Here is a 12,631-nt window from a genome sequence, read left to right as displayed (position 1 = left end):
CGCTCCTGCTGATAGCCTGGTCGGCTCGGCATGCGCGGGCGGAAGGACGGCCACGCACCGTGGGCTCTATCGATGTATCCAGCGTCTCCTTGACGCTCCCCGACGGCAGACCTCTTCTCGACGAGGCGAGTTTTCGCGTCGGCGCCGGCTCGACGAGCGCGCTGATCGGCCCGAACGGCGCGGGCAAGACCACCCTGCTCCGCATCATCCGCGGCGATCAGACGGCCGATGACGGCGTGGTGACGATCGACGGCGGACTCGGCGTGATGGACCAGTTCGTCGGTCACGGCGAGGCGGGCGAGACCGTCCAGCAGCTCCTGGTGCGGGTCGCTCCTGCACGCATCCGCACGGCGGCCGAAGGGCTCGAGGCGGCGGAGAACGCGCTGATCGAACGCGATGAGCACGACACGCAGATGGCCTACGCGTCGGCGATCGCCGAGTATGCGGATGCCGGAGGCTACGAGCACGAGACCGTCTGGGACCAGTGCACGATCGCTGCCCTCGGGGTGCCGTACGAGCGGGCGCGGTATCGCGAGCTCACCACGCTCTCCGGGGGTGAGCAGAAGCGGCTCGCGCTCGAGGCGCTGCTGCGGGGGCCCGACGAGGTGCTGCTGCTCGACGAGCCGGACAACTACCTCGACGTGCCCACCAAGCGCTGGCTCGAGGAACAACTGCGTCAGACGCCCAAGACCGTGCTGCTGGTGTCGCACGACCGCGAGCTGCTCGCTTGTGCGGCCGATCGGCTCATCACCCTCGAACCCGGGGGAGCCGGCGCGACGGCCTGGGTGCACGGTGGCGGCTTCGGCACCTACCAGCAGGCGAGGACCGACCGGATGGACCGGCTCGACGAGCTGCGCCGACGCTGGGACGAGCAGCACGAGAAGCTGCGCACCCTGGTGGCGAACCTCAAGGTGAAAGCCTCGGCGAACGACGGTTTCGCGTCGCGGTATCAGGCGGCGCAGACCCGTCTGCGCAAGTTCGAGGAAGCCGGCCCGCCTGAGGAGCGGCCGCCCGCGCAGGAGTTCGACATGCGACTGCGCGGCGCGCGCACGGGCAAGCGGGCGGTGGTCGCGCAGCGGCTGGAGCTGACCGGGCTCATGCGTCCGTTCGATGCCGAGGTCTGGTACGGCGACCGGGTCGCCGTGCTGGGCTCGAACGGATCGGGGAAGTCGCACTTCCTGCGGCTGTTGGCGCGCGGCGGCAGCGATCCCGATGCGACGCTCGGCCATGTCACCGCGACCGGCGAGCAGCTGAGCGCGGTGGAGCACACCGGCACAGCCGCACTCGGTGCGCGCGTGGTACCCGGCCTGTTCGCGCAGACGCATGCGCATCCGGAGTTCGTCGGACGCACGCTGCTCGAGATCCTGCACCGCGGCGACGATCGACGCGCCGGGATGCCGCGTGATGCCGCGAGCTCGGCGCTCGACCGTTACGGCCTCGTGCGGCAGGCTCAGCAGACGTTCGATTCGCTCTCGGGGGGACAGCAGGCGCGGTTCCAGGTGCTGCTGCTGGAGCTCTCCGGGGCGACGCTGCTGCTGTTGGACGAGCCGACAGACAACCTCGACCTGGAGTCGGCCGAGGCGCTCGAACACGCGCTGGCGCGATTCGAGGGGACCGTGCTCGCCGTCACCCACGACCGCTGGTTCGCGCGGTCGTTCGACCGGTTCCTGGTGTTCGGATCGGACGGGGACGTGTACGAATCCGACGAGCCGGTGTGGGACGAGAAGCGGGTGGCGCGCACACGCTGACGTCCGGCGCGGATCAGGGCAGCCGGAAGGGCGCAGCGGCGCGCGCGGTGGGGTCCATCGTGAGGTCGGCGAGGATCCCGCCGACGCCCGGGGCGAACTTGAAGCCATGACCGGAGAATCCGGCGCCCACCACGATCCGGCCCCGGCGATCCAGCACGAACGTCCCGTCGTCGGTCGAGGTGTACGTGCAGCTGATCGGCACGGCGGATGCGGCGTCGAGCCCCGGCATCCACTCGCGCACGTAGTCCGCCAGCGCGGGTTGATGCGTGGGCAGGTGCGGTCGGGCGTCCGGGTCGACCTCATCTCCCACGCGGTGGAAACCCACCTTCACGCCTTCGCCGGGCGTCGGCATGCCGTAGACGGTGGCAGGGTATGCCGCGGGATCGACGTAGTGATTGAACGAGGGCCAGGTCGCGTCGGTCAGCGGCCGGAAGTGCGCCGGCGTCTCTTCGGTGACGGCGAGTCGCGGCAGGCCGAAGCGGGCGAGGAGCTTCTGCGTCCACGCGCCGGCGGTCACGATGACGACCTCCGCACGCAGCCGGCTGCCGTCGGCGAGATCGACCGCGGCGCCGTCCCGGTACTCATCGATGTGCGCGACCGGCATGTTCCAGCGCACCTCTGCGCCCCCGGCGACGATCCGCCGTTCCAGCTCGCGGAGTGTTTCCGTCGCGCGCACGACCCCGGCGTCGGAGGACCACAGCACGTCGCCGTCGAAGCGCATCCCCGGCCACCGGGCGCTCGCCTCGGCGGGGGAGAGTACCGCGCTCGGGATGCCGTGGGCGTCGAGCCCCGCGTGCATCGCGGCGAGGTGGGGGTGGCCATGGGTGACGAGTCCGTGCAGGCGCAGGAGCGGCTCGCCGTCGACGTCGCCCAGTGCATCCCACCCGGCGCGGGCGCGCACGAGCAGATCGAGGTAGTGATCCTCGTCGTACGCGTTGTTGAAGTTGCGGGTCGCCCCGTGCGAGGCGCCCTCATGATGGCCGCGTGCGAACCGGTCGACCACGACGGGACGACGTCCTCGTCGCACCAGCTCCCACGCCGTCGCCAGCCCCATCACGCCGCCGCCCACCACAACGACGTCCACGGTCTCGGTCCTCATGTCGTCCTCCCGGTCTCGGAGCCAGTCTTCCAGCACGGGCCCGTCCGGCCGCCGGGTAGGCTGGTGGGGTGACCATGGAGATCGAGCTCGGCCGAGGAAAGCGTGCACGCCGCGCGTACACGTTCGATGACATCGCGGTGGTGCCCTCGCGGCGCACGCGCAACCCGGAGGACGTGTCCACCGCCTGGACGATCGACGCCTTCGGCTTCGAGATCCCGGTGCTCGGCGCGCCGATGGACTCGGTCGTGAGCCCGCAGACCGCGATCATGCTCGGTCAGCTCGGCGGACTCGGGGTCCTCGACCTCGAGGGCCTGTGGACGCGTTACGAGAACCCCGAGCCGCTGCTCGCGGAGATCGCGGGTCTCGACGATGCCGGGGCCACGGTGCGGATGCAGGAGCTGTACTCCGAGCCGATCAAGCCCGAGCTCATCACCCGTCGCCTCGCCGAGGTCCGCGAAGCGGGCGTCACGGTCGCAGGGTCCCTCACCCCGCAGCGCACTCAGGAGTACTACGACACCGTCGCCGCCGCCGGCGTCGACCTCTTCGTGATCCGCGGCACCACGGTGTCGGCCGAGCACGTGTCGAGTGTCGCAGAGCCCCTCAACCTCAAGAAGTTCATCTACGACCTCGACGTGCCCGTCATCGTCGGCGGTGCCGCGACCTACACCGCGGCCCTCCACCTGATGCGCACGGGCGCCGCCGGTGTGCTCGTCGGCTTCGGCGGGGGAGCGGCGTCGACCACGCGTGCCACCCTCGGCATCCACGCGCCGATGGCGACGGCCGTCTCCGACGTCGCCGCCGCTCGCCGTGACTACCTCGACGAGTCCGGCGGACGCTACGTGCACGTGATCGCTGACGGCGGCGTGGGCACGTCCGGCGACATCGTCAAGGCTCTCGCGATGGGCGCCGACGCGGTCATGCTCGGTGTCGCGCTCGCCCGTGCCACCGACGCACCGGGCCACGGTTTCCACTGGGGGCCCGAGGCGCATCACCCCAAGCTGCCGCGCGGCCACCGTGTCGAGGTCGGCGGCATCGGCACGCTCGAAGAGATCCTCTACGGCCCGGCGCCCGTGGCAGACGGCACCGCGAACCTCATCGGTGCGCTGCGCAAGTCGATGGCGACCACCGGATACTCCGACCTCAAGGAGTTCCAGCGGGTCGAGGTCGTGCTCGCACCGTACGAGGCCTGAGGGTCCTGCGCTCCACCGTGACCACTCCTGCTCTGTTCCCCCCGACTCTCCGCGAGGTCATGCTGCGGGGACGCTGGATCGGGATGCTCCTGCTCTGCCTCCTCGTCGCCGGGGTCTTCGCCTGGCTCGGACAGTGGCAGCTGGAGCGCGCGATCGAGACCGATCCGCCCGCTCCCGGTGCCACCGAGCAGGTCCAGCAGCTCACCGACGTCCTCGAGCCGGGCGCCTATCTGCCCGAGCCGCTCGTGGGTCAGCGGGTCGAGACCACCGGCACCTGGGTTCCCGGGGACTTCATCGTGGTGTCGAGCCGCTTCAACGACGATGTCGAGGGCTACTGGGTCACCGGTCAGCTGCGGGTGGCCGAGCGCACCTCCATCGCCGTCGCGATCGGCTGGGCGCCCGATCAGCAGACGGCTGACGCGGCCGTGGAAGAACTGGAAGCCGGCGCCGACGGCTCCGAGGTCGAGGTCACCGGACGCATCATCTCGGACGAGGGTCCCCGTGTACCGCCGCACTCCGATCCGCAGCGGCTGGATCGCATGTCGCCGGCCGCGCTCCTCAGCCGTTGGCACGATGTCGAGGAACTCGACGTCTACCGTCCCTACCTCGCCTCGACCACGGCGACGGCAGGATTGGTCGACATCTCCTCGCCGGCACCCGATGAGATGTCTCCCGTTAACTGGCTCAACGTCTTCTACGCGGTCGAGTGGGCCATCTTCGCCGGCTTCGCGTTCTATCTCTGGTATCGCCTCGCGAAGGATGCCTGGGAGCGCGAGGTCGAGGAGTTCGAGGACGAGGCGCAGGGCGGCACCACCGCCTGATCTCACGCGCATCCGCGCGCGTTCATGTGCGCAATTGTGCGCCATCGTGTGTGGGTAGTGACCTTCGTCAGGGGTCGTTCCGGCCATCCGGTGATCGCTCGATGACGAATCGGAAAACTCCGTTGAGGATGTCCGGACCGCTCCGTATGCTCGCAACCATGTGAGCACGCTGGGAGTTTCCCCTGTGTGCCGTGACAGTCCTGAGAAGTGTCGAACCCGACCGAGGAGACCGCACCGATGATGTCCGCTCCAGACGAGGGGAACCGCATGGCTCCCGTCTCGCACCGTAGAAGTCGAGGGCGCATCGGCGTTCTCGCCGTGACCTGTGTCGCCGCGCTGAGCCTCGGCTCGCTGGCCGCCGTTCCCGCCACCGCCGACACCTCGGGCACAGGGGTGGTGATCAACGAGGCGTATCTCTCCGGCGGCAGCGCGGGAGCGGCGTTCAAGAACAAGTTCGTCGAGCTGTACAACCCCACCTCGGCTCCGATCACCCTCGACGGCATGTCGCTGCAGTACCGCTCGGCGAACGGGACGGCCGCGTTCAACGGCGTGGCTCCGCTCACCGGCGTCATCCCCGCCGGCGGCTACTACCTGGTGCAGGGCAACAGCAACGGCGCGAACGGTGCCGAACTGCCCGCACCGGATGCCGTCAGCACCCTGACCCCGAGCGGGACCAACGGTACGCTCGCGCTCGTCGAGGGCACCGCGGCCGTGAGCCTCACGCCGGGCTCGGCCGTCGGCGTCGACGGCGTCGTCGACCTGCTGGGCTACGGCACCTCGAACACCTTCGAGGGCACGGCGGCCACCGCGCCCTCCGGCAACACCGACGTCAAGTCGCTCAACCGCACAGGCGGCGTCGACACCGACGTCAACAGCGCCGACTTCACGCTCTCGCCCACGATCACCCCGCAGAACTCCGGCGACACCGACCCTGGCACCGGTCCGGGCACGGATCCGACCACGGCCACCATCGCCGAGGTCCAGGGCACGACCGACGTCTCGCCGCTGAACGGGCAGACCGTGCAGGTCGAGGGCGTGGTCACTGCCGACTACCGCACCGGCGGCTACAAGGGCATCGTCATCCAGACCCAGGGCTCCGGCGGCGCGACCGACGCGACGCCCGGTGCCTCGGATGGCGTCTTCGTCTTCCTGAACGCGCTGAACCCGACCCTCGCGATCGGCGACCTCGTCTCGGTGACGGGCTCTGTGAGCGAGTACTTCGGACAGACGCAGATCAACCCGGCCGCGGCCGCCGACGTCTCCGTCGTCACGGCAGGCGTCGGTGTTCCCGCCGTCACACCGCTGCCCGCCGCGGTGCAGGGAGCCGACCGCGAGCAGTTCGAGAACATGTACGTGGCTCCGGAGGGGACCTACCGTCTCGCCTCCAGCCACCAGCTCTTCAACTTCGGCACGCTCTGGCTGAATGCCGGGGACGCACTCGCCGTGAAGAGCACCGAGACCACGCGTCCCGGTGCCGAGGCTGCCGCGATCGCCGCGGCGAACCGGGCGAACCGCATCCTGCTGGACGACGGCTGGTCGATCCAGGTGTCCAACAGCGGCCACCCCGGCGAGCAGCCCTACTTCACGAAGGACACGGTGGTCCGCAACGGCGACACCGTCGACTTCGGCGACAACGGCTACGTGCTGCAGTGGGGCTTCAACGATTGGCGCCTGCAGCCGGTCGTGCCGATCGACGACTCCTCGTCGGCCGACCTCAAGGTCGGCTTCGAGGCGACGAACCCGCGCACGGACAGCGCGCCGTCCGTGGGCGGCGACGTCCAGGTCGCGTCCTTCAACGTCTACAACTACTTCACGACGTTGAAGAGCGAGAACTCCAACGCCCGAGGTGCGGCGAACGCGGCGCAGTTCGCGATCCAGAAGTCCAAGATCGTCGCGGCGATCAACGGGCTCGACGCCGAGATCGTCTCGCTCATGGAGATCGAGAACTCGGTCAAGCTGGGCAAGCCCATCGACACCGCCCTCAAGGACCTCGTCGCCGGCCTCAACGCCGACGCCGGCAGCGACGTGTGGGGCTACGTGCCCACTCCCGCCGCCTTGAACAACGCGGCGACGACCGACTTCATCACCAACGCGATCATCTACAAGAAGGATGCGGTCAAGCGGGTCGGAGACAGCGTCACCGTCACCGACGAGACCGTGTGGGGCAACGCCCGCGAGCCGATCGCGCAGGCGTTCGACATCGACGGCCGCGTCGTCACCGTCGTCGCGAACCACCTGAAGTCGAAGTCGCCGCCCGAGGGAGCGGGAGCGGAGCCGGCCGACGGACAGGGCTTCTTCAACGCCGACCGCGTGAAGCAGGCGAACGCCATCCTCGCCTTCACCGACCAGCTCGAGCAGACGACCGGCAGCGGCGACATGCTGCTGATCGGCGACTTCAACGCCTACGGCAAGGAAGATCCGATCGACGTGTTCACCTCGAACGGGTGGAGCGACCTGGTCGCCGACAAGGCCTCCGGCCAGTACACGTACTCGTTCGACGGCGAGCTCGGCTCGCTCGACCACGTGATCGCGTCGCCGTCGCTCGCCTCGTCGATCACCGGTGCGGGCGTGTGGGGCATCAACTCCCCGGAATGGAGCGACCGCGGCTACGCGTTCGGCGCCACCGAGCAGGGAACGCCCTACCGCTCCAGCGACCACGACCCCATCATCGTCGGCGTCTCCTCGGAGATCCCGCCGGTGAGCATCGACGTCGTCACGGTCAACGACTTCCACGGTCGGATCGAGGCCGACGGCGCTGCGGCGGGTGCGGCGGTCCTGGCCGGTGCGGTCAAGCAGTTCCGTGAGGCGAACCCGAACACGATCTTCGCCGGTGCCGGCGACCTGATCGGCGCGTCGACGTTCACCTCGTTCATCAACGACGACAACCCCACGATCGACGCGCTCAACGCGGCCGGCCTCGATGTCAGTGCGGCGGGCAACCACGAGTTCGATCAGGGTTGGGAAGACCTGCGTGATCGCGTGCAGGAGCGCGCGGACTGGGAGTACATCTCCTCGAACGTGTTCGTCACGGAGACCGGCGAGCCCGCGCTCGCACCGGCCTGGGTGAAGGAGCTCGACGGCGTGCGGGTCGGCTTCGTCGGCGCGGTCACCGAAGACCTCGATTCGCTCGTCTCGCCCGAGGGCATCAAGGACCTCGAGGTCCGCAGCATCGTCGATTCCGTGAACGCGGTGGCCGACGACCTGCGCGACGGCGATGAGTCCAACGGCGAGGCGGATGTCGTCATCCTGCTCGTGCACGAAGGCGCGTCCAGCGTCGAGCTCTCCAGCATCACGCCGGACTCGCCCCTCGGCGAGATCGTCTACGGGGTCGATGACGACGTGGACGCCATCGTGTCGGCGCACACCCACCTCGCCTACAACCACGTGATCGACGGCCGCCCGGTCGTCTCCGCAGGGCAGTACGGCGAGAACCTGGGCCTGATGAACATCAAGGTCGACCCGAAGACGAAGGACCTGATCTCGATCACCAACGAGATCAAGCCCCTCACCGCTGCGGGCAAGCCGCTCTACCCGGCCGTCCCAGAGGTCGCGGACATCGTGGCCAAGGCGAAGGCCGAGGCCGATGTGCTGGGTGCGATCAAGGTCGGCGACATCACGGCCGACTTCAACCGCGCGCGTCAGACGAACGGATCCGAGAACCGCGGTGGCGAGTCCACCATAGGAAACTTCGTCGCCGATGTGCAGAAGTGGTCCACGGGCGCTGATGTGGCGATCATGAACCCGGGCGGCATCCGGGCGAACCTCACGTACGCATCGGCCGGCGCGTCCGACCCCGACGGCAACGTCACCTACCGTGAGGCGGCGACGGTCCAGCCGTTCGCCAACACGCTCGTGACGCTGACGCTCACGGGGGCGCAGCTGAAGGGCGTGCTCGAGGAGCAGTGGCAGCCGGCAGGCTCGGCTCGCCCGTTCCTGAAGCTCGGAGTCTCGAAGGGATTGGTCTACACCTACGATCCCGCCGCAGCTCAGGGTTCGCGGATCACCTCGATCACCCTCGACGGTGCCCCGCTCGATCCGGCGAAGAACTACACGGTCGCCGCCAACTCGTTCCTCGCGGCCGGTGGAGACAACTTCTTCACCTTCAAGGAGGGCACGGGCAAGCGCGACACCGGCAAGGTCGACCTGCAGTCCATGGTCGACTGGTTCGACGCGAACAAGACCGCGAGCCCCGACTACGCCCAGCGCGCGGTCGGCGTGGCGGTCAGCCCCGCGGATGCCGACGGCTACAGCGCCGGCGACCAGGTGACCGTGTCGCTCTCCTCGCTGGCCTTCAGCGCGGGCGAGCCGGCTCCGGGTGAGGTGTCGCTGTCGCTCGGCGACACGCAGCTCGCGGCCGGTGCGGTCGACCCGGCGGTCGTCGACACCACCGACGAGGGCGGGCGCGCCAGCCTGACCTTCACGGTTCCGTCCGGTGTCTTCGGCGAGCAGGTGCTCACCGTGAACGTCGCCGGTACCGGAACCACGGTGCAGGTGCCGTTCACGATCGCGGGAGAAGCCGAGTTCGCCGGCACGATCGCCCTCGGCTCGTCCAAGGTGACCGCGGGCAAGAGCCTCAAGGTCACCGGTGAGGGCTACGTGCCCGGCGAGACCGTGTCGATCGAGCTGCGCCCGAAGAAGGGCAAGCCGGTGCAGGTCGGCACCGTCCAGGTCGGCGCCGACGGCACGTTCAGCACCTCGGTCACCGTGCCGAAGAGCGCCCCGTCGGGCAAGTACACCGTGGCAGCGTCGCAGGCCGATGGAGACGCGGCGACCGCCACGGTCACCGTCAATCGCGCCGGCGGCATCATCGGTGCGATCCTCGACTGGCTCTGGGAGCTGCTGACCCGGTGGTTCTGATCGGGTAGGGGATGACACAGGCGAAGGCCGTCGGGACTCTCCCGGCGGCCTTCGCCACGTCGTCCGGGATTCAGGCGTCGACTGCGACGGGAGCCCACACGAATCCGTCGGGGTCGACCGCAGCGCCGAGCACGCCGTTGACCGTGATCCGATGCGAGCCGGATCCTTCGGCGGGCACGCCCGCGTCCTTCGCGAGGGATGCGTGCCGGTACAGGCCGAGGCCGATCGGGCCGGCTCCGGTGTCGAACTGCACATAGCTGCGGCCGAAGCTCTTGCCGACCGGGATGCCGCGCTCCGTGTAGAAGGTCTTCGATGCGACGACGTCGTCCGCTCCGAGCAGGAGGATGATCTCGTCGACCGTCCGGCTCGGGGGAGCGGTGTCCTTCTTCGCCGAGGTCGCGACCTTCCAGATGGCGCCGTCCGGGGCCTGGATCGTGCCGCCGACGCCCCACAGCGACTTCGACACGGGCTTGATCACCGTGGCGCCGGCGGTGACCGCGGCATCCACGAGTGCACGCACATTCGCAGGCTGGGAGACGACGAGCGACAGGGTGTAGCCGCGGAAGCCGGTGGTGTCGGCATCCGCGGTGCGGAATCGCAGGCGATCGCCGAGGTCGAACGCGTGCGCGTAGAACGAGCGGGCGGCGTCCACGTCGGGGACGTCGAGGGTGAGGGAATCGATCGTGGTGTTCATGTCGACGACGCTACGAGCGCGTCTTCCCGCGTGCTTCTCGATTCCTGACCGATGCGCAGCGCTCTCTCCGCACGATGGTGCCCGGATTCGACACGATTTCCCGGCGGCTAGACTGGACGCATGCCCGAACCGAAAGTCGCCAGCTTTCCGGCGATCCGCGGTGCGCTGAAGTTCTACCAGATCGCGTCGATCATCACAGGAGTCATGCTGCTCCTGCTGCTGACCGAGATGGTGCTCAAGTACACGCCGATCCACCTCGAGCTCTTCATGGGAGGCTCCGGAGGACCGCTCTGGTTCGCCGGCGTGCTCGCCGGGCCCGACTGCCAGTGGTGGTCGCTGTTCGCCCCGATGACCAACTCCTGCGAGATGACCTCGCTGGGCGACGGATTCAACCTGTCGCTGTTCATCCTCGTGGCGCACGGTTGGTTCTACGTCGTCTACCTCTTCGCGTGCTTCCGCATGTGGAGCCTGATGCGCTGGCGGTTCCCGCGCTTCATCCTGCTCGCGCTCGGCGGCGTCGTGCCGCTGCTGTCGTTCTTCATGGAGGCCGTCGTCGCCCGTGAAGTCAAGACCTATCTCGCCACCAGAGAGGCCGCCGAGGCCTCCGCCCCCGCCCCGGAAGGTGTCCGTTGACCGAACAGTCCGAGACCCAGCAGCGTCCTGCGCTCGTCGTCGACTTCGGCGCGCAGTACGCGCAGCTGATCGCCCGCCGCGTCCGCGAGGCGGGTGTGTACAGCGAGATCGTGCCGCACACCGCCACGGCTGAGGAGATCGCCGCCAAGAACCCGGTCGCGATCATCCTCTCCGGAGGCCCCTCGTCGGTGTACGAGGAGGGAGCGCCGAAGCTGGACCCGGCGGTCTTCGACCTCGGGGTGCCGACCCTCGGCATCTGCTACGGCTTCCAGTACATGGCCCAGACGCTGGGCGGCGAGGTCGCGAACACCGGTCTGCGCGAGTACGGCGCCACGGATGCCGTGATCACCGGCGACGGCGGGACGCTGCTCGGCGGTCAGCCGGCCGAGCAGAACGTCTGGATGAGCCACGGCGACCAGGTCGCCAAGGCCCCCGAGGGCTTCGACGTGCTCGCGACGACGGATGCGACCAAGGTCGCGGCGTTCGCGAACGAGGAGCGCGGCTTCTACGGCGTGCAGTGGCACCCCGAGGTCAAGCACTCGGACCATGGTCAGCGCGTGCTCGAGAACTTCCTGCACAAGGGTGCGGGCCTCGCGTCCGACTGGAACAGCGGCAACGTGATCGCCGAGCAGATCGAGCGCATCCGCGAGCAGGTGGGTGACGCCCGCGTCATCTCCGCGCTCTCCGGCGGTGTCGACTCCGCCGTCTCCACGGCACTGGTGCACAAGGCCATCGGCGACCAGCTCACCGCGGTCTTCGTCGATCACGGCCTCCTCCGCAAGGGCGAGCGCGAGCAGGTCGAGAAGGATTACGTCGAGTCCACCGGCGTGCGTCTGATCACGGTCGACGCGGCAGAGACCTTCCTCGGCCACCTCCAGGGGGTGACCGACCCGGAAGAGAAGCGCAAGATCATCGGACGCGAGTTCATCCGTGCGTTCGAGAAGGTGCAGCTCGACCTGGTCGCCGAGGCCAAGGCTTCGGGCGGCGCTCCCGTGAAGTTCCTCGTGCAGGGCACGCTCTACCCCGACGTCGTCGAGTCCGGCGGTGGTGCGGGCACGGCGAACATCAAGTCGCACCACAACGTGGGCGGCCTTCCCGACGACCTCGACTTCGAGCTGATCGAGCCGCTGCGCGCCCTGTTCAAGGACGAGGTCCGCGCGATCGGTCGCGAGCTCGGCATCCCCGAGGCGATCGTCGGACGCCAGCCGTTTCCGGGGCCCGGCCTCGGTATCCGGATCATCGGTGAGGTCACCGCTGACCGTCTCGAGATTCTGCGTGAGGCCGACGCCATCGCCCGCGAGGAGCTGACCAAGGCCGGCCTCGATCAGGAGATCTGGCAGTGCCCCGTCGTGCTGCTCGCCGACGTGCGCTCGGTGGGTGTGCAGGGCGACGGCCGCACCTACGGCCACCCGATCGTGCTGCGCCCGGTGTCGAGCGAAGACGCCATGACCGCCGACTGGACGCGTCTGCCGTATGACGTGCTGTCGAAGATCTCGAACCGCATCACGAACGGCGTGCGCGACGTCAACCGCGTCGTGCTCGATGTCACGTCGAAGCCGCCGGGAACGATCGAGTGGGAGTAGGGAGCG

At 69.0% G+C, this 12,631-nt stretch carries 8 protein-coding genes; 6 read left to right on the top strand and 2 right to left on the bottom strand.

Annotation, left to right across the window (positions count from 1 at the left end):
• Nucleotides 1-59 precede the first annotated feature (59 nt).
• Entirely contained in the window at nt 60-1,748 is a 1,689-nt protein-coding gene (locus tag MicroSTF_RS15660) for an ABC-F family ATP-binding cassette domain-containing protein (RefSeq protein ID WP_322956945.1), read from the top strand.
• A 13-nt stretch (nt 1,749-1,761) separates the two neighbouring features.
• On the opposite strand, the gene MicroSTF_RS15655 is transcribed toward MicroSTF_RS15660, so the two are convergent.
• Nucleotides 1,762-2,847: an FAD-dependent oxidoreductase gene (locus tag MicroSTF_RS15655; protein ID WP_297556743.1), complete on the bottom strand. Its 1,086-nt coding sequence runs from the start codon at nt 2,845-2,847 to the stop codon at nt 1,762-1,764.
• Between the two features lie 74 nt (nt 2,848-2,921).
• On the opposite strand from MicroSTF_RS15655, the gene MicroSTF_RS15650 reads away from it, so the two are divergent.
• The 3 genes from MicroSTF_RS15650 (at nt 2,922) to MicroSTF_RS15640 (ending at nt 9,715) form a co-directional block, all read left to right on the top strand.
• Nucleotides 2,922-4,037, top strand: a complete 1,116-nt coding sequence (locus MicroSTF_RS15650; protein ID WP_021198895.1) for a GuaB3 family IMP dehydrogenase-related protein — start codon at nt 2,922-2,924, stop codon at nt 4,035-4,037.
• A 59-nt stretch (nt 4,038-4,096) separates the two neighbouring features.
• Complete coding sequence (locus MicroSTF_RS15645) at nt 4,097-4,858, top strand: SURF1 family protein (protein WP_136024565.1); 762 nt, start codon at nt 4,097-4,099, stop codon at nt 4,856-4,858.
• Between the two features lie 267 nt (nt 4,859-5,125).
• The gene (locus MicroSTF_RS15640; protein WP_322956941.1) at nt 5,126-9,715 is read left to right on the top strand and encodes an ExeM/NucH family extracellular endonuclease; all 4,590 of its coding nucleotides are present in this window, start codon (nt 5,126-5,128) and stop codon (nt 9,713-9,715) included.
• 70 nt (nt 9,716-9,785) lie between these two features.
• On the opposite strand, the gene MicroSTF_RS15635 is transcribed toward MicroSTF_RS15640, so the two are convergent.
• Nucleotides 9,786-10,409 carry a glyoxalase gene (locus tag MicroSTF_RS15635; protein WP_029266983.1) on the bottom strand — a complete coding sequence of 208 codons (624 nt, stop codon included), beginning with the start codon at nt 10,407-10,409 and terminating at the stop codon, nt 9,786-9,788.
• 120 nt (nt 10,410-10,529) lie between these two features.
• Here MicroSTF_RS15635 and MicroSTF_RS15630 point away from each other — a divergent pair, with 120 nt between their 5' ends.
• Nucleotides 10,530-11,042, top strand: coding sequence for a DUF3817 domain-containing protein (locus MicroSTF_RS15630; protein WP_021198891.1), 513 nt, complete (start codon nt 10,530-10,532; stop codon nt 11,040-11,042).
• Complete coding sequence (guaA, locus tag MicroSTF_RS15625; RefSeq protein WP_021198890.1) at nt 11,039-12,625, top strand: glutamine-hydrolyzing GMP synthase; 1,587 nt, start codon at nt 11,039-11,041, stop codon at nt 12,623-12,625. Before MicroSTF_RS15630 ends, guaA begins: the two co-directional genes overlap by 4 nt.
• The last annotated feature ends 6 nt before the right edge of the window (nt 12,626-12,631 follow it).

Source organism: Microbacterium sp. STF-2 (genome assembly GCF_034650155.1).
Classification (GTDB): Bacteria; Actinomycetota; Actinomycetes; order Actinomycetales; family Microbacteriaceae; genus Microbacterium; species Microbacterium maritypicum_A.
The sequence above is the reverse complement of the archived record's forward strand: the minus strand, read 5'-3'. Positions and strand labels throughout refer to the sequence as shown.

Coding starts and splice junctions, on each gene's coding strand:
- MicroSTF_RS15655 (WP_297556743.1), bottom strand. CDS start 2,847: ATGAGGACCGAGACCGTGGACGTCGTTGTGGTGGGCGGCGGCGTGATG.
- MicroSTF_RS15650 (WP_021198895.1), top strand. CDS start 2,922: ATGGAGATCGAGCTCGGCCGAGGAAAGCGTGCACGCCGCGCGTACACG.
- MicroSTF_RS15645 (WP_136024565.1), top strand. CDS start 4,097: ATGCTGCGGGGACGCTGGATCGGGATGCTCCTGCTCTGCCTCCTCGTC.
- MicroSTF_RS15640 (WP_322956941.1), top strand. CDS start 5,126: ATGGCTCCCGTCTCGCACCGTAGAAGTCGAGGGCGCATCGGCGTTCTC.
- MicroSTF_RS15635 (WP_029266983.1), bottom strand. CDS start 10,409: ATGAACACCACGATCGATTCCCTCACCCTCGACGTCCCCGACGTGGAC.
- MicroSTF_RS15630 (WP_021198891.1), top strand. CDS start 10,530: ATGCCCGAACCGAAAGTCGCCAGCTTTCCGGCGATCCGCGGTGCGCTG.